This window comes from Pantoea sp. Cy-640 (assembly GCF_011752635.1).
Classification (GTDB): domain Bacteria; phylum Pseudomonadota; class Gammaproteobacteria; order Enterobacterales; family Enterobacteriaceae; genus Pantoea; species Pantoea dispersa.
In genome coordinates this window covers 1088700-1108799 of sequence record NZ_VWXB01000001.1, presented here as the reverse complement: position 1 = coordinate 1108799, position 20100 = coordinate 1088700, and the positions used below count along the sequence as shown (strand labels likewise).

General features: G+C 56.3%; 26 protein-coding genes. 9 read left to right on the top strand and 17 right to left on the bottom strand.

All coding sequences use genetic code 11. The features are described 5' to 3' along the window. Positions 1 to 18: 18 nt before the first annotated feature. The 4 genes from fliI to fliF are packed head-to-tail and all read right to left on the bottom strand — an operon-like array spanning position 19 to position 4778. Entirely contained in the window at positions 19 to 1374 is a 1356-nt protein-coding gene (gene fliI / locus F3J36_RS05500; RefSeq protein ID WP_166719106.1) for a flagellar protein export ATPase FliI, read from the bottom strand. Next, positions 1374 to 2078, bottom strand: a complete 705-nt coding sequence (fliH, locus tag F3J36_RS05495; protein ID WP_021509868.1) for a flagellar assembly protein FliH — start codon at positions 2076 to 2078, stop codon at positions 1374 to 1376. The genes fliI and fliH overlap by 1 nt, the downstream gene beginning before the upstream one ends. Then, positions 2071 to 3063, bottom strand: a complete 993-nt coding sequence (gene fliG / locus F3J36_RS05490) for a flagellar motor switch protein FliG (protein ID WP_021509869.1) — start codon at positions 3061 to 3063, stop codon at positions 2071 to 2073. The genes fliH and fliG overlap by 8 nt, the downstream gene beginning before the upstream one ends. Continuing rightward, complete coding sequence (fliF, locus tag F3J36_RS05485) at positions 3060 to 4778, bottom strand: flagellar basal-body MS-ring/collar protein FliF (RefSeq protein WP_166719105.1); 1719 nt, start codon at positions 4776 to 4778, stop codon at positions 3060 to 3062. Before fliF ends, fliG begins: the two co-directional genes overlap by 4 nt. A 277-nt stretch (positions 4779 to 5055) precedes the next feature. On the opposite strand from fliF, the gene fliE reads away from it, so the two are divergent. Then, positions 5056 to 5367 carry a flagellar hook-basal body complex protein FliE gene (gene fliE / locus F3J36_RS05480; RefSeq protein ID WP_021509871.1) on the top strand — a complete coding sequence of 104 codons (312 nt, stop codon included), beginning with the start codon at positions 5056 to 5058 and terminating at the stop codon, positions 5365 to 5367. A 45-nt stretch (positions 5368 to 5412) separates the two neighbouring features. On the opposite strand, the gene F3J36_RS05475 is transcribed toward fliE, so the two are convergent. Both F3J36_RS05475 and F3J36_RS05470 read right to left on the bottom strand, forming a co-directional pair. After that, positions 5413 to 5586: a hypothetical protein gene (locus tag F3J36_RS05475; protein ID WP_166719104.1), complete on the bottom strand. Its 174-nt coding sequence runs from the start codon at positions 5584 to 5586 to the stop codon at positions 5413 to 5415. Between the two features lie 440 nt (positions 5587 to 6026). After that, positions 6027 to 6227, bottom strand: coding sequence for a hypothetical protein (locus F3J36_RS05470; RefSeq protein ID WP_021312831.1), 201 nt, complete (start codon positions 6225 to 6227; stop codon positions 6027 to 6029). A gap of 460 nt (positions 6228 to 6687) precedes the next feature. On the opposite strand from F3J36_RS05470, the gene F3J36_RS05465 reads away from it, so the two are divergent. Both F3J36_RS05465 and F3J36_RS05460 read left to right on the top strand, forming a co-directional pair. Then, positions 6688 to 7029, top strand: coding sequence for a biofilm/acid-resistance regulator YmgB/AriR (locus F3J36_RS05465; RefSeq protein WP_371741992.1), 342 nt, complete (start codon positions 6688 to 6690; stop codon positions 7027 to 7029). A 242-nt stretch (positions 7030 to 7271) separates the two neighbouring features. Continuing rightward, positions 7272 to 7493 (top strand): hypothetical protein, encoded by a 222-nt coding sequence (locus F3J36_RS05460; protein WP_021509873.1) that lies wholly within the window; start codon positions 7272 to 7274, stop codon positions 7491 to 7493. Between the two features lie 39 nt (positions 7494 to 7532). On the opposite strand, the gene F3J36_RS05455 is transcribed toward F3J36_RS05460, so the two are convergent. Continuing rightward, positions 7533 to 8744: a diguanylate phosphodiesterase gene (locus F3J36_RS05455; protein WP_166719103.1), complete on the bottom strand. Its 1212-nt coding sequence runs from the start codon at positions 8742 to 8744 to the stop codon at positions 7533 to 7535. Between the two features lie 243 nt (positions 8745 to 8987). Between F3J36_RS05455 and F3J36_RS05450 the strand changes: the two genes are divergently transcribed. Then, positions 8988 to 9236: a hypothetical protein gene (locus tag F3J36_RS05450; protein ID WP_166719102.1), complete on the top strand. Its 249-nt coding sequence runs from the start codon at positions 8988 to 8990 to the stop codon at positions 9234 to 9236. Between the two features lie 57 nt (positions 9237 to 9293). Here F3J36_RS05450 and F3J36_RS05445 read toward each other — a convergent pair whose 3' ends face one another. Continuing rightward, the gene (locus tag F3J36_RS05445; RefSeq protein ID WP_211072813.1) at positions 9294 to 9929 is read right to left on the bottom strand and encodes a S24 family peptidase; all 636 of its coding nucleotides are present in this window, start codon (positions 9927 to 9929) and stop codon (positions 9294 to 9296) included. Between the two features lie 141 nt (positions 9930 to 10070). Between F3J36_RS05445 and F3J36_RS05440 the strand changes: the two genes are divergently transcribed. The 3 genes from F3J36_RS05440 (at position 10071) to F3J36_RS05430 (ending at position 11362) form a co-directional block, all read left to right on the top strand. After that, positions 10071 to 10460 carry a hypothetical protein gene (locus F3J36_RS05440; protein ID WP_031280179.1) on the top strand — a complete coding sequence of 130 codons (390 nt, stop codon included), beginning with the start codon at positions 10071 to 10073 and terminating at the stop codon, positions 10458 to 10460. Beyond that, complete coding sequence (locus F3J36_RS05435) at positions 10441 to 10770, top strand: hypothetical protein (protein WP_127834273.1); 330 nt, start codon at positions 10441 to 10443, stop codon at positions 10768 to 10770. The genes F3J36_RS05440 and F3J36_RS05435 overlap by 20 nt, the downstream gene beginning before the upstream one ends. Positions 10771 to 10852: 82 nt before the next feature. Further along, entirely contained in the window at positions 10853 to 11362 is a 510-nt protein-coding gene (locus tag F3J36_RS05430) for a hypothetical protein (RefSeq protein WP_166719101.1), read from the top strand. A gap of 24 nt (positions 11363 to 11386) precedes the next feature. On the opposite strand, the gene F3J36_RS05425 is transcribed toward F3J36_RS05430, so the two are convergent. After that, the gene (locus F3J36_RS05425) at positions 11387 to 12013 is read right to left on the bottom strand and encodes an acyltransferase (protein ID WP_166719100.1); all 627 of its coding nucleotides are present in this window, start codon (positions 12011 to 12013) and stop codon (positions 11387 to 11389) included. A gap of 183 nt (positions 12014 to 12196) precedes the next feature. Here F3J36_RS05425 and F3J36_RS05420 point away from each other — a divergent pair, with 183 nt between their 5' ends. Continuing rightward, positions 12197 to 12463, top strand: coding sequence for a hypothetical protein (locus tag F3J36_RS05420; RefSeq protein ID WP_058757407.1), 267 nt, complete (start codon positions 12197 to 12199; stop codon positions 12461 to 12463). Between the two features lie 17 nt (positions 12464 to 12480). On the opposite strand, the gene F3J36_RS05415 is transcribed toward F3J36_RS05420, so the two are convergent. From F3J36_RS05415 to F3J36_RS05400, 4 genes are all read right to left on the bottom strand, one after another. Further along, positions 12481 to 12720 (bottom strand): DinI-like family protein, encoded by a 240-nt coding sequence (locus F3J36_RS05415; RefSeq protein WP_021509882.1) that lies wholly within the window; start codon positions 12718 to 12720, stop codon positions 12481 to 12483. A 337-nt stretch (positions 12721 to 13057) separates the two neighbouring features. Next, a complete protein-coding gene (locus F3J36_RS05410; RefSeq protein WP_021509883.1) occupies positions 13058 to 13381 on the bottom strand; it encodes a DUF6388 family protein in 324 nt (107 codons plus the stop codon). Positions 13382 to 13454: 73 nt separating this feature from the next. Next, positions 13455 to 14747 carry a sugar ABC transporter substrate-binding protein gene (locus F3J36_RS05405; protein WP_166719099.1) on the bottom strand — a complete coding sequence of 431 codons (1293 nt, stop codon included), beginning with the start codon at positions 14745 to 14747 and terminating at the stop codon, positions 13455 to 13457. A gap of 9 nt (positions 14748 to 14756) precedes the next feature. Then, positions 14757 to 16301 carry a methyl-accepting chemotaxis protein gene (locus tag F3J36_RS05400; RefSeq protein WP_166719098.1) on the bottom strand — a complete coding sequence of 515 codons (1545 nt, stop codon included), beginning with the start codon at positions 16299 to 16301 and terminating at the stop codon, positions 14757 to 14759. A 207-nt stretch (positions 16302 to 16508) separates the two neighbouring features. On the opposite strand from F3J36_RS05400, the gene yedD reads away from it, so the two are divergent. After that, positions 16509 to 16970, top strand: coding sequence for a lipoprotein YedD (gene yedD / locus F3J36_RS05395; protein WP_166719097.1), 462 nt, complete (start codon positions 16509 to 16511; stop codon positions 16968 to 16970). Positions 16971 to 17039: 69 nt separating this feature from the next. Here the strand turns inward: yedD and F3J36_RS05390 are convergent, their stop codons facing one another. The 4 genes from F3J36_RS05390 to fliD all read right to left on the bottom strand — a co-directional run bounded on the left by F3J36_RS05390 (position 17040) and on the right by fliD (position 20075). Further along, complete coding sequence (locus F3J36_RS05390) at positions 17040 to 17714, bottom strand: class I SAM-dependent methyltransferase (protein ID WP_058757411.1); 675 nt, start codon at positions 17712 to 17714, stop codon at positions 17040 to 17042. 178 nt (positions 17715 to 17892) lie between these two features. Next, positions 17893 to 18252, bottom strand: a complete 360-nt coding sequence (fliT, locus tag F3J36_RS05385; protein ID WP_166719096.1) for a flagella biosynthesis regulatory protein FliT — start codon at positions 18250 to 18252, stop codon at positions 17893 to 17895. Between the two features lie 2 nt (positions 18253 to 18254). After that, positions 18255 to 18656, bottom strand: a complete 402-nt coding sequence (fliS, locus tag F3J36_RS05380) for a flagellar export chaperone FliS (RefSeq protein ID WP_021509889.1) — start codon at positions 18654 to 18656, stop codon at positions 18255 to 18257. Positions 18657 to 18668: 12 nt separating this feature from the next. Next, positions 18669 to 20075, bottom strand: a complete 1407-nt coding sequence (gene fliD / locus F3J36_RS05375; RefSeq protein WP_166719095.1) for a flagellar filament capping protein FliD — start codon at positions 20073 to 20075, stop codon at positions 18669 to 18671. Between the last annotated feature and the right edge of the window lie 25 nt (positions 20076 to 20100).

Sequence of the window (20100 nt, the reverse complement as noted above, 5' to 3'; positions counted from 1 at the left end):
ACCTCAAGTCGGGCGGCGTTAGCCGAACATCGCCTGCAGGTGCAAACAGGCATCGTCATAATCGCTGCGTTCAAAAATGCCCTGCTGCAGGAAAGCTTCCATCTGCGGATAGAGCTTAATGGCCCGGTCCAGCATCGGATCGCTGCCTGCGGCATAAGCGCCGACGCTCACCAGATCGCGGTTACGCTGAAAGCTGGCGAGCAACTGCTTGAACTGGCGCGCGCGCGCATAGTGGGTTTCATCAATCAGCGCGGTCATGGCACGGCTGATCGACGCTTCAATATCAATGGCCGGATAGTGACCGGCCTCCGCCAGGCGACGCGACAGCACAATGTGGCCGTCAAGAATAGCGCGCGCCGAGTCGGCAATCGGGTCCTGCTGGTCGTCGCCTTCGGTCAGTACGGTATAGAACGCGGTGATTGAACCGCCGCCGTGAATGCCGTTGCCGGCGCGTTCTACCAGCGCCGGCAGCTTCGCGAACACCGATGGCGGATAGCCTTTGGTGGCCGGCGGCTCGCCGATTGCCAGCGCGATCTCACGCTGCGCCATGGCGTAGCGGGTGAGGGAGTCCATAATCAGCAGCACGTGCTGACCGCGATCGCGGAAATCTTCGGCGATGCGCGTGGCATAAGCGGCCCCCTGCATACGCAACAGCGGCGAAACGTCGGCCGGCGCGGCGATCACCACCGAGCGCGCGCGCCCTTCGGCGCCAAGAATGTTCTCGATAAACTCTTTAACTTCGCGGCCACGTTCACCAATCAGGCCCACCACGATGACGTCGGCTTTGGTGTAACGCGCCATCATGCCGAGCAGCACCGATTTCCCCACGCCGGAGCCGGCAAACAGCCCCATACGCTGGCCGCGACCCACGGTGAGCAGGGCGTTGATCGCCCGCACGCCGGTATCCAGCACATCGTGGATCGGCGTACGCTGCAGCGGGTTGAACGGCGCGGTGATCAGCGGCGCGCGGTAGCCGGTTTCCGGCGCGGGCAGGCCATCCAGCGGTTTGCCGCTGCCGTCCAGCACGCGGCCAAGTAACTCAGGCCCCAGCAGCAGCTGTTTACCGCTGTGATCGCCGTGCACGCGGGCATACACGCGCGCGCCGGGCAGAATGCCGTCGACCTCTTCCAGCGGCATCAGAAACAGTTTCTGGCCGTTGAAGCCGACCACTTCGCTTTCCACTTCGGTAATTGTGCCGTTGTCGTGGCGCTCAATAATGCAGGTGGCGCCCAGCGGCAGCTGCAGGCCGGTGGCTTCCAGCACCAGACCGGTGGCGCGCGTCAGGCGGCCGTAACGGCGCACCGTCTGCACCTGACTAATGCGATCTTCAAAACTGTCGAGCGCGCCCAGCCAGCGCGAAAGGCGTGACGTCATCAGAATGCTCCCGGTGCCGCCAGACGGCACAGCTCCTGCCAGCGCGTGGCGACGCTGGCATCCAGATCGCCGTCTTCGGCGCTGAGTTTACAGCCGCCGGGATGCAGCGAACTGTCGGCCAGCAACCGCCAGCCGTGTAAATCGAGCGTGGGGCCCAGCGTCTGCTCAACGCGCTGCAGATCGTCCGGGTGCACGCGCAGCTGCGGTTTGCCGCTGAACATTGGCTCCTGCTGAATCAGCTGCTGGATCTGGCGCAGCAGGGCGCTGCCATCCACCTGCGTCGCCTGGCCAATCACCGTGCGCGCCGCTTCCAGCGCCAGCTGCATCAGGCGCGACGCAATCACGCTATCCAGCGCTTCCAGCGTGTGATGGAACTCGGTGACCAGCTGCTGCATACGCGCCTGTAACGGAGCCTGCTGCTGCTGGGCATCGGCCAGTCCCTGCTGGAACCCGGCGTCATAGCCGTTTTGCTGCGCTTCGGCGAAGCCTTTCTGATAACCTTCGCTGTAGCCCTGCGTCTGCGCATCTTTACGCATCTGCTGCTGCAGACGTTCCAGCTGCTGCTGCTGTTCATCTTCCTCGCTCAGCACGAGGTCGCTGTCCGGCTCCTCTGCCAGCAGCAGTTCAGGCTCAGGCGGCTGCGGCGCGCCTAAATCATCAGGCTGCCAGCGCTGCCATGCACGGGCGGAAAAGGCATCAGACATAGGTTTCCTCGCCACCACCAATTACCATCTCGCCTGCTTCCGCCAGACGGCGCACGATAAGCAGGATCGCTTTCTGTTCGTTCTCCACCGCGGACATACGCACCGGGCCACGGTTGGCGAGGTCGTCGCGCAGGATATCGGCGGCGCGCGCCGACATGTTTTTGAGGAATTTCTCGCGCAGCGGCTGCTCGGCCCCTTTCAGGGCAATCAGCAGCTGCTCGGACTCCACTTCCTGCAGCAGGCGCTGGATGCTGCGGTCGTCCACTTCCACCAGATTTTCGAACAGGAACATCTCGTCGATAATCTTCTGCGCCAGCTCGCCATCGAAGTCGCGTACTGCTTCGATAACCGCTTCTTCCTGCTGGGTTTTCATCAGGTTGATGATTTCCGCTGCGGTTCTCACGCCGCCCATCTTCGCGCGCTTGAGGTTGGTGCCATCCAGCAGGCCGTTGAGCACTTCGGTCAGCTCCGCCAGCGCCGCCGGCTGTACACCACCGAAGGTGGCGATACGCAGCATCACATCGTGGCGCAGACGCTCGTCGAACAGCGCCAGAATATCCGCCGCCTGGCCGCGCTTCAGGTGCACCAGAATGGTGGCGATAATCTGCGGGTGCTCGTCGCGGATCAGATCCGCCGCCGCCTGCGGTTCCATAAAGTTGAGGGTTTCCATGCCGCTGGTGGTTTCGCGCGTTTCGAGGATATCTTCCAGCAGGCTGGAGGCGCGCTCTTCGCCCAGCGCCTTGATCAACACCGAACGCAGGTAGTCGTTGGAGTTGAGGCTCAGCGCAGCAAACTGTTCGGCATCGGTTTCGAACTCGCGCAGCACTTCGGTCAGCTGCTTGTGCGAAATCTGTTTCATGCTGGCCATCGCGGCGCTGAGGTGCTGCACCTCACGCTGGTTGAGATGTTTAAACACCTCCGCCGCACGCTCTTCGCCAATGGTCATCATCAGAATGGCGCTCTTTTCAGTACCGGTCAGACTCATAGTTCGTTACTCATCCATTCGCGGATAACCAGCGCCACAACGCGCGGATCGTTTTCAGACATATCGCGGATGCGCTGGCTCATCACCTCGGCGCTCATGCGGTTGTTAGATTTGCGCTCCTGGTCCAGCTCGTCTTTATTGATCTGGACGCTGTAAGCGGCTTCTTCCTCACGCGCGGCAGCACGGGCAGCGGCGGCTTCGGCGGCGGCTTTCTCGGCTTCACGTTTACGCAGCAGCTGCGGACGCACCATTTTGCGGTAGAGGATGAAGGCAACCAGTGCCACCAGCAGCCAGCGACCGGCGGTCATCAACTGATCAAAGAACGACTGCTGCTGCCAGAAGGGCAGGTCGCCGCCGGTTGGCTCGGTGGTGTTGAACTGCGAGTTCACCACGTTGACGCTGTCGCCACGCGTTTGCGAATAGCCCATCGCTTCGCGAGTCAAATCTTCAATCTGCTTGATCTGCTGATCGTTCAGCGCCACCGCTTTGCCTTTGCCGTCATCGCGGTAGTTGACCACCACGGCGACCGACAGGCGCTGCACGTCACCGACGTTGAGTTTGGTGTGACGAATGGTGCGATCCAGCTCGTAGTTCACCGTATCGTTGCGGCTGGAGCTGCTCGGGCCGCTGCTCTGCGCGGTGCTGGTCGAGGTGCCGGCATTCTGCGCGTTGTTGTTCTGCTGACCGTTAGCGTTGTTATTGTTCTGCTGCTGCGGGTTGGTGACCGGCGCGGTATTGGCCGGCGCAGGCTGATTCGACAGCGCGCCCGGTACGCCGCCCGGATACGGACTGCCGTTCTGATCGTTGGTGCTGGTCTGGCGTGAGCGAATCGCCGAGTTATTCGGGTTCGCGTTCGGCTGATACTTCTCGTCCGTCTGCTCGCTGCGGTCAAAGTTAATCTGCGCGGTCACCTGCGCATGCACATTACCCTGACCGAGAATCGGATTCAGAATGGCTTCAATGCGCTGCTGATAGCGTGCTTCCACTTCGGAGGCATATTTCAGCTGGGCATCATTAAGATCGCGGCCTTCGCTGTCGGAGCGCGTCAGCAGGCGACCCGCCTGATCGACCACGGTTACATTGCCTGGTGGCAGACCGGCAACGCTGCTGGAGACCATGTGCTGAATCGCCTGAATCTGGCCCTCATCCAGCGCACGGCCCGGTTGCAGGTTCAGCGTTACTGAGGCAGACGGGGATTTTTGCTCGCGCACGAACAGCGTCGGTTTTGGCATCGCCAGATGCACGCGCGCGCTCTTCACCGGTCCGAGCGTTTCGATGGTGCGCGCCAGCTCACCTTCCAGCGCACGCTGGTAGTTAATCTGCTCACTGAACTGGCTGATACCAAACTTCTCTTTATCCATCAGCTCAAAGCCTACCGAACCCCCTTTCGGCAGTCCCTGCTGGGCAAGGCGCAGACGCAGCTCATGCACTTTATCGGCGGGCACCATCAGGGCGCCGCCGTTTTCAGCGAACTGGTAAGGGATGTTCATCTGGGTGAGCTGGGTAACAATCGCGCCGCCATCCTCATCAGAGAGGTTGTTATAGAGAACGCGATAGTCGGGCGCTTTGGCCCACAGCACCAGCGCCAGAACCACGGCGATAGCGGCCGCGGCAGCAACGATTAATGGAATACGCGGATTTGCGCGCAGGCGGGCGAGAAGGTCATTAAAGCCTTTCTTTGCTGTATCCTGTGTGGCGGCTGCACTCGCATTCATGACCAATTCCTGCCTGACATAATTGACCGGGTGTATGTAGGTGACAAAACTGACTCCCTGATACGCATCCCCGCCCGTTGATGCCGTGTTGCTGGCCGACGGGGGAGGGGAAAAAATGAAATTCCAATCTAATGCCTGGCATTATTTGATGAATCGTGTCACTTCGATGGCTGGATAAGCCGGGTTTTTTGCAGTCATTTAGCGCCTTTGTCCTATTGACAGTGTGTTAACTTTTCCTCCGTGAAAAAAAGAACCCTTCATCTATGAGGTACAGGCAATGTCAATTCAGGCAATTGATGGCGTACTGCAGCAGCTGCAGCTGACGTCACTGCAGGCCAGTGGCAAACCGACCGAGTCCGCCAGTCAGCTCGATTTTGGTGCCACCATGAAAGCCGCGCTGGATAAAATCAGCGCCACCCAGACCGCTGCGCGCAGTCAGGCGCAGGATTTTGAGCTGGGTAAACCGGGCATCCAGTTGAATGATGTGATGGTCGATCTGCAGAAATCGTCGATTTCGATGCAGATGGGAATTCAGGTGCGTAACAAGCTGGTCAATGCCTACAGCGAGATCATGAGCATGCAGGTTTAGCGGCGCGCAATAAAAAACCGCCTGAAAGAGGCGGTTTCGTCAGGGTCAGGACAGTGACAATTTCTCGCTGATCGCCCTGTAGCCTTGTTCAGCAAAACGTTGCTGACTGATGGCATCGTTTTTGGTGGGTTCAAACCAGGCACCGTCTTGACGGATAGAGAAAAACCAGATTTCGGGTTCTTCATCGCCGCGCTGTACCCAATAAAATCCTTCCTGCATTATCATGTCCTCCTCACAGGAATATAGTTCAGCTACGCTGCGCTTAACAGCGTAACTGACAATATTCTCACCTGCAGACGAAAACTTAAGCAGAGTGTGACTCTTCCGGTGGCGTCAGTTTGCCACTCAGGAGTTTAAAACCGGCAGATTTAAAACGAGGCAGAGAAAGCGGTATTGGCTCCATCGGGCGATAAAATCCGCGTCCAGCATCCCAGTACCATACCTCAGGCTCAGTTGTGCTGCTGCCTACCCAGTAAAAACCCGTTTCCATTAGTGCTCTCCAGAAATGAATGAAGGCACGCCTTCTCTAATTTCCGCAAAATAATGTCTTAATTAAACTCAATGATCAATCTTGGTTGCCGCTTCGCTTATTAACGCCAGTAGTCAGCGGCCGCGAAAATAACATCCGGTGGGTCGGTCCAGATATCATCGAAGGCAATTTACTGATCCTGATAAGGATCTTTTTTGTCATCCTGACTGTCATCGCGCGTACGCGGGATTTCACCGTGCTCACGAGCGTCATCCTGGGCTGGATGGTCGTCCTCTTCATAAGCGTTACCTGCATGCGGTGCGGCTTCCGGTAAACCTTTGTGCACCTCGCCCTCGTTTTTACGCTCCTTATTGGTTTCGTGTTGTTTCATCTCTCTCTCCAGCAGGGGTTTTATTGTGATGAATTTCAGCTGATCGCTGGCCGTTTCTGGCGACCGTAATCGTTTTCACACTCTACACACAGAACGGCTAAATTGTACAGTTTTGCAAAGTTGTACAAGTTTATGGGGGCTGTATAGAAGTGTGCGAGTCAGCGAGAGGAGAAAAAAATTTTGTTGAGCAGAAAGAGGGGGTTAGCACAGGGTGTGATATTTTATTCAGGTTAACTGCATGATTTTTCCTGTGAAAATGGCGATTTATTGTTGGAGAGAATGGCGAAATTGTTGTGCAGACCTCCTCTGACCACACGAAATGCTAACGGAATTGTTGTACAAGTTTTCCATCTTTGTATAACTTCTCGGTTGTGGCAGTCAGTCACACGTAACGAATGATGCTTTGCATCGCCTCTGAAGGTGTTGTGGATTTCCACTTTCAGAGGCTGCTTTTTTACCTGTGCTGATTCAAAAATTTAACCTGAGTAACCGATTAATCACTGCAGTTTGCACTGCAGCTCACCCGATGAGGCTTGTTATGGAACAGAATGCATTGGCGTCAACAGAGTCTCACCTGTCAGAATATTTCCAGCACGCGGATTCAGAATATGCCAGTGAAAAAGAGATCATTGCGCTGATTTATAAGCAGCTGGCAGCGGTGAAACTGCGTGTGAGCAATAAAGATATTATTCTGGCGCTGCTGGAGCGATTAGAGTCTGAACATGACGTGGTTCAGCTGGATATTTATCGCCAGGCACTGGAACTTATTGTTCAGCGTACCCCTGACGATATTGCCTCCTGAATTCTTGTGTCTGCTGTTCTCCACTCCATTGCCGTAACACGGATGTTAGCTTGCCTGTCTGCTTCGCCCCTTAGCTTAGGGGCATTTATTCTTTTACCGCCTCGTTTATTACCTGAATAAGCCCAGCGTTAAGTGCCCGGTCGCTTCTCTTATCTGCTACAGTAATTAGCTGGAGTAAGCTTTCATGCAAGCAGGGTTACTCATTACGCCAGAGGGCGTATCACTTTATCAGGCACGCATGAATGTCTGATTCGCGGCGCAGGCCGCTGGGCAAACCTATGAATGATGGTTATTACTGGATTAAAGATGGCGAGCGCTATCCGGAAGTGTGGCTGTACCAGAAGCAGTTTGGCTGGTTTCGCCCGTGCAGCGCGGTGCCAATGACGCAGCGCACGTTTGAGCTGATGAAATACGTGGTGCTCAGTGAACGGCTGGAGGAACCGGCACGCGAGACTGAGTGTTAAGCGCGTGACCGCCGTAATGACGGCGGTCAGCGTGTGCAGTTACTTGATCTCCGGCCAGGCCACTGCCGGAAAACCATTAAACTGTGGACGGGCAAACAGATAGCCCTGGAACTGACTGACACCAACCGCTTCCAGCCACATCCACTCCTCGGCTTTCTCCACGCCTTCAGCAATCACCGCGATCTCCAGCGAAGCGCAGCACTTAATGATGGCATGCACAATCGCCTGTTTTGGACCGCTTTTGTGCACGTCACTAATGATTTCCCGATCGATTTTGATCTTATCCGGCTGGAATTTAGACAGCAGCGACAAACCCGCAAACCCGGCACCAAAGTCATCCAGCGCCAGGCTGATACCCGCCGCCTTAAGTTTTCTTACCTCTGCCGTAAACTCTTCGGCACGCGAGATGATTTCATTCTCCGTCACTTCCACCACGATCTGCTCCGGTACCAGACCGTTAACCGCGATTTCCTGCAGCAGGAAATCCACCGCATTCGGGACGGTGACCAGTGACATTGGCAGCAGATTGATGGTCAGCGTCTGCTCGCCGAGGCCGAGATTTTTCGCCAGGTTGAAGGCCAGACTTTTGGACTGAATATCGGCGTGGTAAATCGCATCGCCGCCAAACGCGGAGAAGTACTCCTGTGGTGAACCGCCGTCCGGCGTGCGAATCAGTGCTTCATAGGCCGTAATACGCCGCGAAAAGGGATCGACAATCGGCTGAAACGCAAACCGGCAATCCTGCACATAGTGTTGCAGACTCTCCAGCTGACGCTGGCTTTCCGCATCAGTAATAAATTCCCAGGTATTGGCCGGTGGGATCTCGAAATAGTTCTCTTTTTCCCGCGCCTCAACGAAGGTGCGCAGGAACTGCAGTGCACGGTCGTCATAGGTGAGCTGGTAACGCGAAGTGCCTTTATCCAGCACCGCCTGTAGCACGCTGGATTTATCATGCTCGCGCAGGTCAAACAGCTCCATACCGACGTTACCAAAGCGCCGGGCTGGCGCGAAGTCATGCATCAGCTCAACCAGATTGTGATGGCGGGCGTCGTGGCAGATACGGTCGTAAATACCCTGAACGGCCTGATCGGGCCCTTCAAGCAGCTGGAAGAAATGTCGTCCATCAAACAACAGAATGCCGGTGACATCTGAAACTTCGTTTTTCTTATTGGCTTTGCCAACCATATCCTCCAGCGTTTTGATGGGAACGTGATCGTAGAGGTGGCTGCGATAAAGGATGGTAGTCAGCATGAGATTGTCCGGCGCTATCGTTATTTTGCCTTACATTAACAGCCAGACGGCAGGATCTGTCCAGCGCTGAGACGCGTGATCGTTAACTATTTTATTAAATTCCACTTAACCGAAGCGGTTGGCGGGGCGCGTTGGGTGAAATTTTTACTCAACCGCTGGTCAGCGGCGTGAACGATAAATAAATTCGATTGAAAGGATAAATGAAAAGCGTATCGTTAGCCGGGTTAACCGGAGGTGATAAAGATGTTGCGTGATTATTTGAAGATTGATGAAAGCGATCGTTTAGTTGAGCAGAGCTTGTTACGCCTGCATAACCGGGGACAGGAAGATGTCACCGAATGGCATATTGTCGGTGCCAACGGTGAGCACAAGGGCAGCGTGGCGCTGTTCGATAAACTGAGTAACCGCCGCTCTTACCGCGTCAGTTACCGTATAACGCAAACCGATCTCGAGGGAAGGGTGGTCGTTGATCATCTCACCGACACATTGTGATTTTTGCCGTAGTCTTTTGTTGGATTTAACCCGCCGCGTGGCGGGTTTTTTGCTGCTTCAGCGGCTGCCGCGCCGCCGCATTTCCACCAGCGTGCCAATCAGTTCCAGCGTATTTTTTTGACTCTGCTGCACGGGAAAATCTTCGTTCAGCGGCCGTAACGAGAAAATTTGCTCGTCGTGCATCCGAATAATTCGCACCATCGCGACGTCGTCTACCCGCGCCAGCACCACATCGCCCGGCTGGGGCACGCGTTGCGGATCAAAAATCAACCGGTCGCCGGCGCGATAAGCCGGGTTCATGGCGTCATCTTCCAGCGTAACGGCCAGCGCACTGTCGCTCAGCGCTTCGTCACTGTAAAGAAAGCGGACAGCCTGCTGCTGCCACTGCAGTCGCTGCTCATTCAGCCAGTCCGCGGCCTGCACCAGCGTGACCAGCGGCACGGCAGTGAGAGCGGGGGAAGCGTGCGTACTGGCAAACGGCTGGCCGTCGCCATCAATAATCCACGCCGCGCTACACTGCAACAACTCCGCCAGCCGCAGCAGATGCTCACCACGCGGCACCGTCTCTTCTTTCTCCCACTGCGAAACCGCAACGTGCGACACGCCAATGCCATTGGCCAGCGCCTGCTGCGTTAATTTCAGTGCCTTACGGCGCTGGCGAATGCGCTCACCACCAGATTCTTTTTTCATCATCTTGACAACTCCTCCAGTCTTGAATTAAGTATACTTAAAATCATTATTTAAAGTAAACTTAAATATGCCGCTGGCCGTGATACTGGCGAGGGAGGTCAGCGGGGTGTCCGGCTAACCCTCGCCAGGTGAGAGAGGTAGGGCATGGAGAGTAGTTTGGTCACCAGCGTAGGCGCACTGCTGCTTGGCGGTGGCGCGGCAGCGGTGTTCTGGAAACCCCTGATGGCGGGGATCGCGTCAATCGTCACCAGCAATCGCGCGGGCGGCGAGATCATCACCAGCTACAAAGAGCAGGTGCTGCTTCTCAAGGAGAGCCATGCGCTGATGCGCCAGGAAAACGATGAACTGCGTATCCGTCACGACAAAAACCTGCGGCGTATCTCATCGCTGGAGACCGATCTGCGTTTGATCAAGAACGCACTCGGTATCCTGCTGGCGACCACCGAAGCCGAGCACAGCGATAAGTTTCGCAGCCAGATTAATCAATTGATTACCACTCTGGAGGAGAACCGCGATGGTGCAGATAAACAGTGAACTGCTGGTGCGAAGCCACCGCCGTCATTTGATGCTGGGTGGCCTGCTGATGCTGTTATCGCTGCTGTGTGTGGCGATGACCATTCTGTTTCTTTACGTCAATAACGACGCCAACCGGCGCGTGGAGGAGATTCGCCAGCAGTACCGGGCGATCTCCGATCGACGCGAAGCAAAGGTCGCCGAACTGACCAGCCAGCTGGTCGAGCTGCAGAAAAAGCTGGATGCTCAGCCGCCGCGCAGCGCCAGCCACACCTCAACACCCTCCACGCCGCCGGCCGGGCAGCAAACCGCGCCACAGCCGCGGCGCTAAGGAGGACCAGATGCGTATTACCGAGCGGATCGCAGTCCGTTTGCAGCAACTGCGGTCTTTATTTAGCAATAAGGAGAAAATTATGAGCGATCAAACTGTCATCAACCCAACCAGCGCTGCGGCGCAACAGGCATTGTCACCGCTGGAGAGTTTTGCCAACGAAACGGCCAGCGCGCCGGCTGCCGCTGACAGCGCAGCTGACAGCGTTGCCCAGCCAGCAACGCCGCCGGCAGCCGCAACGCCAGCTGCGCAACCGGCAGCGCCCGCCAGCGCTGAGCAACCGTTTCATGCGGATGCGCCGGTCGATCTCGATCAGCAGCTGGCAACGCAGGATACGCTGGCGAACGGCTCGGCCAGCGCAGGCGCCTCAGCGGCCGCCACGCCTGGTGTGCGCAACGCGCAGGCCGCCGCACCGGTTGTTGCCCCCGACGCGCCAGTTACTGCTACTGCCGCCAGCGATGCGGTGGCGCAGGATATCAGCGCCGGGGTGAAGGACTTTGTCCAGGCCTTCAGCTTTGTTGAACAGGGCGTGCTGAAGCTGGGCAGCGCCGCAAAGGATGAACTGATTGCGCTGGCGAAGAAGTATCTGTAATTCAGGCGGGCAGGGATGCCCTGATCACCCGTTCGCTCGCGTGATCTGCTTTTCCAGTTCCAGTGGGTTTCGCTGCCGGCTGTTAATCTTTTTAGCGGGCGAGCCGAAGTAGATCGACCACGCTTCGGTATCGCGCGTTATCAGTGAATTGGCGCCTACTGCGGTTCCCTCTGCCAGCGTAAGGCCTGGCATAATAATGGATTGCGAACCGACGATAACATGTCGGCCCAGCACCACTTTCCCCGAGGTGACGCCGGTCAGGTGGGCAGGCACGGTGGGATTGGTCATGAATTCCCCACTGTAATCATCACTTTTCGAGTAGATTTTTACGCCCTGCGAAAGCCCCGAGAAATCCGCCATTTCCACACCGGCACCTGCCAGTACGGCGCAGTAACCGCCAATATGAATGTAGGAGCCAAGCGTCAGATACCCATCGCCGGCAGCCACGAGGGTCGAGAATCCGTCGATGCGCACGTGATCGCCAAGAGTGATATTGTGCAGGCCAATAATGGTGCAGTTTTTTGCCACCATGACCTGCTTGCCGACGTGTTTGAAGCCGAAGCTGTTCAGCTCATGTTCGGTGTAATAACCAGGATTGAAAGGTTCAGTCGACACAATGCATTCTCCGGATGATCGGGGCTGGTGTGCCATTATAGGTGCGAAGGCAACAGTCTGTAGCGGAAGAAAAGCGCTAAATCTGACGTCAATTCATCGCAATCAGCCACGAATGGAGACTAAGTTAAGATAATTCTGCAGGCGGCTTCGCTATTATCTGCTAACTTTAATTGCTCAGGCGTTATTTTAACTGGCTTTATCAGCAAAAAGGAAAATAGCATGAGTGATACAGAGGCAATCAAAACCAAAACTGACTACCTGCGTGATGTCACCTCACAGCTAAAAGAGATGCGTCACTATGCGCAGACCAACACTGAGACGCTTTCCAGCCACTGGCTGGCCTTTGATGCTGGGGAGTATAAGGATAAAGAGTACGCCACGCGTTTTGATACGCTGATCAACAAGCAGGGACAGCTGCTGGATGATATCGATCAGGCGATTCAGGATCTGGAAATCGCCATCAATCACAGCGAGCAGGAAAGTTAAGCGCGGCTGCTGGTGGCCTAATCGGCCACCAGCCACATCTCGGCTTCATCGAACATCTCTTCAACAATACGCGCAATCGTCGCCTTGTCGTTTTTACTCATATCGGTTTCGATGGCGTTACGCTCCATCGGCTTAACCCGCACCTCCAGATCCGGAAAGACGCGCTGCACGCGTTTCTCCAGCTCCTGCAAAATCATTTCGCGCGCGCCCGGTAATCCGGCTACGTTGCGCTTGTCGTAAATCAGCTCCACAAACATCAGGGCATTCCAGTAATCAAAGTGGGAGCGTCATATTACTGTAAATAAAACCAGTGACAAGCGGCAGGGCGGCAATTATTTTCATACGGGTGAAACAGCGCGGCGTAAAGATGCAACGACAGGGGAATAAAGCGGGCAAAAGCAGAGGGCGCACGCAAAAAATCGAACCTCTGGAGGTGGAAATCCAGCAACACCTCCAGAGGCGGTGCAATAGCACCTTTCGTTCAAGGACAATCGACGACAGTCGTCGTGAGTATTAAGTTATACAACTTTTCTCATGTTGTACAACTTTTTCCCCGGAAATTTCTCTCCGATCGCCTTTTTATCAATGCATCGCTTATAACTCGTTCTTAATACAGAACTCTTCCCACGTCATACCCAGCGCTTCTGCGTGAGATTTCAGATAGGTTTCAATTGCTTGTGCAGCAACCGCTTTATCCGGTTCCGCCAGCTGGATGGAGAACAGCATGCCGTCGAGCTTCTTCTGACGCAGAAACGCGGCATAAATGCGCTCGGCGTGCCACGCGCGCAGTTCACGCAGGGACATATTGGCGGCGCGCGCATCACTCTCACTCAGTTCATCCAGCGCGGACTGAAAATCAGGGTGGGCGGTGAAAAATAGGCTGCGGGCCAGGGCGTAATACTCTTCAGGGGTTTTCATTCGGGGGTTCCTGCCGGTCAAATTGCGCGTTAGTGTAACCCGCACACGGCGACTTGTCAGGAACCCCGAATGTTTACTGCTGTGCGGCCTGCAGGCGCGTCACGTCCTGCTGATTTTTTTCCAGCGTTTGGTCCACCGTCAGCTTGCCCTGCAGCAGCGCCGCCAGATTTTGCCCGACGGCGTTACCCATCTGATCAAAGCCAGCAATACTGACGTACTGCACACCGGTGTAAGGTACGGTGTTCAATGTCGGTTGATCGACGGTGGCAGATTCAATCGCGCTGCGCACCTGAGCGGCGTAAGGCGCCAGGCGCTGGTAGTTTGGCTGCTGGTAGGTGGAGTTGCGGCTGCCGGGTGGCACAGCTCCCCAGCCGACGGTATCTGCGACCTGCTGAATATACTGCCGCGAGGTCGCCCAACTGATGAAGTCCACGGCGGCGGCGCGCTGCGGTGAGTTAGCCGGGACCGCCAGCGCCCACGACCACAGCCAGTGCGAGCCGTTGCGCGTAATGCCGCCCGGCGCCGGCGCAAACGCCAGCTTGTCCGCCACCAGCGAAATCTGCGGGTTAATCAGCAGGCCGGCGGCGACGGTACTGTCGATCCACATCGCGCATTTTCCCTGTGCGGTAAGACGCAGGATCTGGCCAAAGCTATTGCTGGCCGTATCCGGCGGACCGTCCTGTTTCACCATCGCCAGATAATCGGTCAATACCTCATGCCACTCTGGCGAATTTAGCGCCGGCTGCCAGCGATCGTCAAACCACTGCGCACCATAGGCGTTGGCCATGGTGGTGAGCAGGGCCACGTTATCGCCCCAGCCGGGCTGGCCGCGCAGGCACAGGCCATAGATTCCGTGCTGAGGATCGGTGAGTTTCGCCGCGAAATTTTTGATGTCGGTCCAGTCGGGATCGTCCGGCATGGTTAGCCCTTTCGCCGCAAACAGATCTTTGCGGTAATAGGTCATGCTGCTTTCCCCGTAAAACGGTAACGCGTACAGCGTTTGCTGCCAGGACAGTGCTTTGCGCACCGGCGTCAGCAGATCGTCGCTGTCATACTCTGGCGGCAGGTTGTTGAGCGGCGCCAGCCAGCCTTTTTTACCCCACAGCGGCGCTTCATAGGTACCCACGGTAATCACATCAAATTTTGCGTCACCGCTGTTCATGGCTGCCAGCACCGCCTGGCGCAGGGCGCCATCATCCATCACGTGCCACTGCAGTTTCACGTCCGGATGCTGCTGTTCGTAACGGCTCGACAGCTGCTGCATGATAGTCATGTCACCATTGGCAATGGTGGCGATATTGAGCGTGGTGGCGGCCTGGCTGAGCAGCGGCAGCGCGGCCAGCAGCGCGATTATGGTACGCTTCATGGCGGCTCCTTATGGCTGCTGCAGGCGGAAGAATGCCATTTTTTCCACCAGCAATCCGGCATGCTGGCTCACCGTCTGGCTGGCCGCGCTGGCCTGCTGCACCAGCGATGCATTCTGCTGGGTGGCACCGTCCATCTGGATTACTGCGGTGTTCACCTGCTCAATACCGCTGGATTGCTGGCGGCTGGCCACGGCGATCTCGCCGACGATATCCACCATGCGCGCCACGCCGTGATTGATGTCGTTGAGCATCTCGCCAGATCGCTGCACCAGCGCGCTGCCGGCTTCGACTTTACCTACGCTGGCATCGATCAGCGCCTTGATCTCCTGTGCGGCACCGGCCGAACGCTGCGCCAGCTGTCGCACCTCTGACGCCACCACCGCAAAGCCACGCCCCTGCTCCCCGGCGCGCGCCGCTTCTACCGCCGCATTCAGTGCCAGCAGGTTGGTCTGGAAGGCGATTTCATCAATTACGCGGTTGATATCCGCGATGCGCTTGCTGGAGGACTCAATCTCCTCCATCGCACTCACCGCGTCGCGCAGTACACCGCTGCCGCGCTCGGCCTGATGGCGCACATCGCTTGCCAGCTCGTTGGCCTGCGCGGCGTTGTCCGCGTTGTGTTTCACCGTGGCGGTCATCTGCTCCATACTGGCGGCAGTCTGCTCCAGCGAGCTGGCCTGCGCGTGGGTACGCTCCGACAGATCGTCGTTGCCATCCGCCATCTGGCGTGCCGCATCGCTCAGTGCATGGGCACTTTCGCCCACCTCGCGCACGATCTCCGCCAGCCGCACATCCATGCGCAGCAGCGCCTGCATCAGTTCGCCCATCTCATCGCGCGTTACCGTACCGATACGGTGATTGAGCTCGCCGCCGGCAATGGCATCCGCCAGCTCGCGCGCCTGGGCGATGGAACGGTTAATCGAGCGGATCAGCAGCCAGCCGGAGACCAGCGCCAGACTCAGTCCCAACAGCAGGATGGCGATCAGGCTATTGCGTGCCAGCAGGTAGTCGCGGTTGCCCTGCTGCCAGGCCGTCTGCGCATGCTGCCGCATCAGCGCATCCAGCTGGTCAATGTCCTGCTGCAGCAACTGGCTGCCGCTGCGCAGGCGGGTTTCAATGACCACCAGTGCGGCGGACGGGTTACCGCCTTTCAGCAGCTCACCGGCTTCATGCAGCGCGCCCTGCCAGCCGTCGAGATGGGTCAGGAAGCGCTGGCTCAGCGGTTTGGTCTGCGCATCAAACGCCAGCTGCTGCCAAGTATGGCGATCGGCGTTGATTTGCTGACCGTACTGCGCAATGCGCGCCAGGCGTTTTTCCACTTCACTGCTGTCGGTCCAGTAGCGCAGCGCATCGAACAGGGTAGCGGATTGCTCCTGCACCATGCGGTACAGGCGTGAAGAGTATTGCAGCGGGAGCTGCTCGTTCTGATAGGCATTTTGCGCGCGCTGATCGGCAGCGCGCAGGCCGATAATTCCCCAGACGGCAGCAATAATCAGTAACAGGCACAGCAGGCTGACAATCGCAGCCAGACGTGCGCGAAGGGTCAATCGCATAACAGCGTTCTCCGAAACCAGGGTGAGTAAGTCGTCAATATTGTTATGGGTGCAGGTGCTTTAGACTTCACATCAGGTTATCGGCGAAGAGTTGAACAGCTTGAGGGCGCCGGAGAAAGAGAAGGGGGATTCCACCGCAGATACCTTGCGTCACGCCGGGAAAACATTATAACGTAGCCGCCATTGATGCGAGTGTAGGGACCGAAGATGAAAAAGTGGATGGTACTGGCCGCGCTGGCGCTGAGCGGCTGTGCGCAAATCAACAGTTATGACGAAGCGGTAAAAACCCCGGCACCGCTGGAGCTGCAGGGTAACTGGCAGACGATGGGACCGCAGAGCAAGCTGATCAGCAGCGAGGCCATGGCCAGCCTGATCGTCAGCGCTGATGGCGCTACCCTTGACTGCCGCCAGTGGCAGCGGGTGATTGCCAAACCGGGCAAGCTGACGCGCCTGGATGATGACTGGGTTAACGTTAACCGTCAGGCGCGCGTGATGCCGCTCTCGCTGGAGAACGGTGAACTGCACTACGATGGCCTGACGCTGCGTAAAGTGGATCGCCCAACCGTCGAGTGCCAGCAGGCGCTGGACGAAGTGGCAAAGCGCCCTGGCGACGCGGTGATTCAGGATATTGAGCCGCAGATTCTCAAGCCGGTCACGGCAGAGAAATAAGGAACAGAGCTGAAATGTTTTTCTTCCTCTCCCGGCTGCGGGAGAGGACATTTCATCAGGCTGGAATGGTTATCGCTTCTGCAATAAATAGCTGTTTTCAAAGCCGGGCAAACTGCCAATCACATCGAACCCATTAAAATAGCCACCCGCGCGTAATAAATCCACAGCAGGACCGACCTGCGGTGAATACTGGTGATCGCGATAATCGTCAAAGACGATAAAACCGCCTTGCACCAGGGTGGGCGAATATAACAGGAAATCGAGCAATACATGGCGGCCTTCGTGTCCGCCGTCAATATGCAGTAATACGGTACGCGGATTAAGGGCCTGCACCCGCTCAATACTTAATTCAGAGTAGCCACGGATGAGATTAACCTGGGGAAACAGCTTTTCGTGATAAAAGCGCAGCTCACTTTCCTGATTTGCCAGCTCCATGGGATCGATGCTGATAATGCGACGTTTATGCTGGCAAATCTCATTCATGAAAGCCGTCGATTTCCCTTTCCATACGCCGATTTCAATGATGTCACCCGCCACATTATTATGCTCGAGTAACCAGCAAAGATAACCCAGGCATTTTACATGGCTATGGAAAGAGAGTTCACGGCGCGCCATGGCCAGCTCTGCCGGTAATTCTGCCTGCGCCTGTGCCAGAGCATCACCGACCTTATCCCAGGTGTCATCGATGAGCTGCTGTATTTCAGGCTCCTGAAAAAAAACTTTTAAATCCGCGATATCGAGCATGTCGTTGCCTTATAAAGAGAGAATACAGCCGGCAAGGCTGAAAAGGTCTGCGTTAAATGTGCCACAGTTGCCATCATTCAAGGCGGTAATAAGGCTCAGTTTAAGGGGGTAATTAAACGCTTAGCATGGCGGGGGCGGTAAGAATCCAGGGAGAACAGCGTCTCCCTGACAGAGAGGATTATAAATCGCTGGGATAAAGCACCTGACTGGAAAAACGACCATAAGCGTTGGTGACTTTCTGTTGCTGCGTGGTTTGCTGGACCAGCGAACGCAGCTCTTCCATGCGGGTCGCCATCAACTGCTTAATTTCAAGCTCATTGTCCATCACCTGCTTCAGCATGGGCCGTAACTGGACACGCAGCGCAGCAGGCAGGGCGGAGGTATCACGGCCGCGCGCTACATGCGTAACGCTGCTTACGTAAGCTGCCTCACTGGCCACTAAATCATCCCAGTGCCCCTGGCGCGCCTGTTTCAACATCTGATTACTCAGGCTGAGCAAACGCTGATACCCCTGCAACAGGTCGTTATCTGAAGTCATGGTTACGCTTCCTGAACGGCGTGAGGACCAATTTGTTTCCACGCGTCGGCAATGTTGCTCAGCAAGCGCTCGACTTCCGCAATCGCTGCCGGATCGTTGTGCAGGTTGGCTTCCAGCAGACGGCGGGTCATGTACTCGTAAAGATTATCCAGATTAGCAGAAATCTCTCCACCGGCTTCATGATTCAGCCCGGCGCGTAAGCCATTAGTAATGATATTAATGGCTTTCGACAGCGCCTGGCCTTTACCGGGAATGTCGCCCTGATCCATCAGAATGGTGGCTTTCTTCATGGCGCTGAGCGCGCCATCAAACAATAAAACCACCAGCTGATGTGGGCTGGCGCTTAACACGGCACTTTCCAGACCGACCTGTGCGTAGGCCTGCGTTCCCGATTTAGCGTACATATTTAACTCCTGTTAACTGCTCATGTTCGCGAACTGTTGCGTCAGATAGTTCTGCGTCTGGGTCATGGATGAGACCAGCGTATTCAGGTTCGTGAACTGGGTCTTGTAGCGCGCCATAGTGGCGGTAATCTGTGCGTTTACCCGATCGTAATCGTCAGACAGTTTCTTCAGCGTTTTATTGATGCCGTCAGTGGCGTTCTGTACAGAGCCATTGCTGCCTAAAATCTGATCCAGATAGTTACTGGTTTGCGTCGCAAAGCCGGTGGTTTTGCCGTCACCGGACAGGAAACTGACCACATCCGCCGATTTTTCATCCAGCGCTTTGTTCAGTTTGGTGCTGTCGACGGTCAGCTTGCCATTCACATCCTGGGTAATGCCGATCTGTGACAGCAGGGAAATACTGCCGCCGCTTTGGGCACTGGTGGACAGCTTGGAGCGCAGGCTGGTCTGAATGTTACGCAGCGTGCCATCACCTAACAGATCGCCATTGCTGGAGTCCTGCGAGGTACTGCCCTGATCCACGGCGGTGTATTTGGTCTGGTTACTGATGGTGGTCTGCAGCGAGTTGTACGCGTCAACATAAGCCTGCACCGCGGCGATCATCGGCGCATTATCCTTGGTGACGGATAAGGTTTCCGGGCTGCCGGTGTTGGTTTTGGTCAGGTTCAGCGTGACGCCTTCCGGCGCATCAGTAATGGTGTTGCTGCTGCGGGTGATGGCGACGCCATTGATGCTCAGTTTGGCATCGGCCGCTTCCACCTGCTCCGTCATACCATTGCTGCTGCCACCTTTGGTAAAACCAATATACTGCGCCAGGGCGCTGTCATCGGTAGAAACCGTCATCTCATTGGTGGTGCCGGTATCACGCGAGGTCAGAGCCAGATAATAGGTATTGTCATCGGACTTGATAATACTGGCGGTAACGCTGCCCTGTTGCTTGTTTATGGCATCTTTAATGTCCGTCAGGCTGGTTTGATCTTTGCTCAGCGTGATGGTCATGGGGTCTTTCTGACCCGGTTGCGTAAGGGTGATGGTGCGCGAGGCGAGGCTGGAATCGCCTAAATCGCCATCTTTACTGGTCGCGCTTTTCGATAGCAGCGACTGCGCTTTAGCCAGTTGGGTGACTTCAACCGAAAAGTTACCGGCCGCCGCATCATTGGCCAGCGTGGCGGTGAACGCGGTGTTGGTGCTGCTGACTTTGGTTGAGGCAATTGCAGATGTGTCTTTGAGCGCTGCGGCAGCTGTCTGGACTTTCGCCAGTGCCGTTTGCACGACGCCCCATGCTGTCAGCTTGGCTTTATAAGAGGTTTGCTGATTTGTAATTGGCGTCAGGTTGGCTTTTTCTGCCGTTTCAAGCTGGTCATACAGATCGCTCAAACCCAGGCTATTACCAGCATTGAGGTTACTTACACTTGCCATGTTGTAATCCTTTATAGGTGGATAA

What these genes read in the sequence shown, in the direction of transcription:
- fliI (WP_166719106.1), bottom strand. Translation starts at nt 1,374, where the DNA reads ATGACGTCACGCCTTTCGCGCTGGCTGGGCGCGCTCGACAGTTTTGAA.
- fliH (WP_021509868.1), bottom strand. Translation starts at nt 2,078, where the DNA reads ATGTCTGATGCCTTTTCCGCCCGTGCATGGCAGCGCTGGCAGCCTGAT.
- fliG (WP_021509869.1), bottom strand. Translation starts at nt 3,063, where the DNA reads ATGAGTCTGACCGGTACTGAAAAGAGCGCCATTCTGATGATGACCATT.
- fliF (WP_166719105.1), bottom strand. Translation starts at nt 4,778, where the DNA reads ATGAATGCGAGTGCAGCCGCCACACAGGATACAGCAAAGAAAGGCTTT.
- fliE (WP_021509871.1), top strand. Translation starts at nt 5,056, where the DNA reads ATGTCAATTCAGGCAATTGATGGCGTACTGCAGCAGCTGCAGCTGACG.
- F3J36_RS05475 (WP_166719104.1), bottom strand. Translation starts at nt 5,586, where the DNA reads ATGCAGGAAGGATTTTATTGGGTACAGCGCGGCGATGAAGAACCCGAA.
- F3J36_RS05470 (WP_021312831.1), bottom strand. Translation starts at nt 6,227, where the DNA reads ATGAAACAACACGAAACCAATAAGGAGCGTAAAAACGAGGGCGAGGTG.
- F3J36_RS05460 (WP_021509873.1), top strand. Translation starts at nt 7,272, where the DNA reads ATGTCTGATTCGCGGCGCAGGCCGCTGGGCAAACCTATGAATGATGGT.
- F3J36_RS05455 (WP_166719103.1), bottom strand. Translation starts at nt 8,744, where the DNA reads ATGCTGACTACCATCCTTTATCGCAGCCACCTCTACGATCACGTTCCC.
- F3J36_RS05450 (WP_166719102.1), top strand. Translation starts at nt 8,988, where the DNA reads ATGTTGCGTGATTATTTGAAGATTGATGAAAGCGATCGTTTAGTTGAG.
- F3J36_RS05445 (WP_211072813.1), bottom strand. Translation starts at nt 9,929, where the DNA reads ATGATGAAAAAAGAATCTGGTGGTGAGCGCATTCGCCAGCGCCGTAAG.
- F3J36_RS05440 (WP_031280179.1), top strand. Translation starts at nt 10,071, where the DNA reads ATGGAGAGTAGTTTGGTCACCAGCGTAGGCGCACTGCTGCTTGGCGGT.
- F3J36_RS05435 (WP_127834273.1), top strand. Translation starts at nt 10,441, where the DNA reads ATGGTGCAGATAAACAGTGAACTGCTGGTGCGAAGCCACCGCCGTCAT.
- F3J36_RS05430 (WP_166719101.1), top strand. Translation starts at nt 10,853, where the DNA reads ATGAGCGATCAAACTGTCATCAACCCAACCAGCGCTGCGGCGCAACAG.
- F3J36_RS05425 (WP_166719100.1), bottom strand. Translation starts at nt 12,013, where the DNA reads ATGGCACACCAGCCCCGATCATCCGGAGAATGCATTGTGTCGACTGAA.
- F3J36_RS05420 (WP_058757407.1), top strand. Translation starts at nt 12,197, where the DNA reads ATGAGTGATACAGAGGCAATCAAAACCAAAACTGACTACCTGCGTGAT.
- F3J36_RS05415 (WP_021509882.1), bottom strand. Translation starts at nt 12,720, where the DNA reads ATGTTTGTGGAGCTGATTTACGACAAGCGCAACGTAGCCGGATTACCG.
- F3J36_RS05410 (WP_021509883.1), bottom strand. Translation starts at nt 13,381, where the DNA reads ATGAAAACCCCTGAAGAGTATTACGCCCTGGCCCGCAGCCTATTTTTC.
- F3J36_RS05405 (WP_166719099.1), bottom strand. Translation starts at nt 14,747, where the DNA reads ATGAAGCGTACCATAATCGCGCTGCTGGCCGCGCTGCCGCTGCTCAGC.
- F3J36_RS05400 (WP_166719098.1), bottom strand. Translation starts at nt 16,301, where the DNA reads ATGCGATTGACCCTTCGCGCACGTCTGGCTGCGATTGTCAGCCTGCTG.
- yedD (WP_166719097.1), top strand. Translation starts at nt 16,509, where the DNA reads ATGAAAAAGTGGATGGTACTGGCCGCGCTGGCGCTGAGCGGCTGTGCG.
- F3J36_RS05390 (WP_058757411.1), bottom strand. Translation starts at nt 17,714, where the DNA reads ATGCTCGATATCGCGGATTTAAAAGTTTTTTTTCAGGAGCCTGAAATA.
- fliT (WP_166719096.1), bottom strand. Translation starts at nt 18,252, where the DNA reads ATGACTTCAGATAACGACCTGTTGCAGGGGTATCAGCGTTTGCTCAGC.
- fliS (WP_021509889.1), bottom strand. Translation starts at nt 18,656, where the DNA reads ATGTACGCTAAATCGGGAACGCAGGCCTACGCACAGGTCGGTCTGGAA.
- fliD (WP_166719095.1), bottom strand. Translation starts at nt 20,075, where the DNA reads ATGGCAAGTGTAAGTAACCTCAATGCTGGTAATAGCCTGGGTTTGAGC.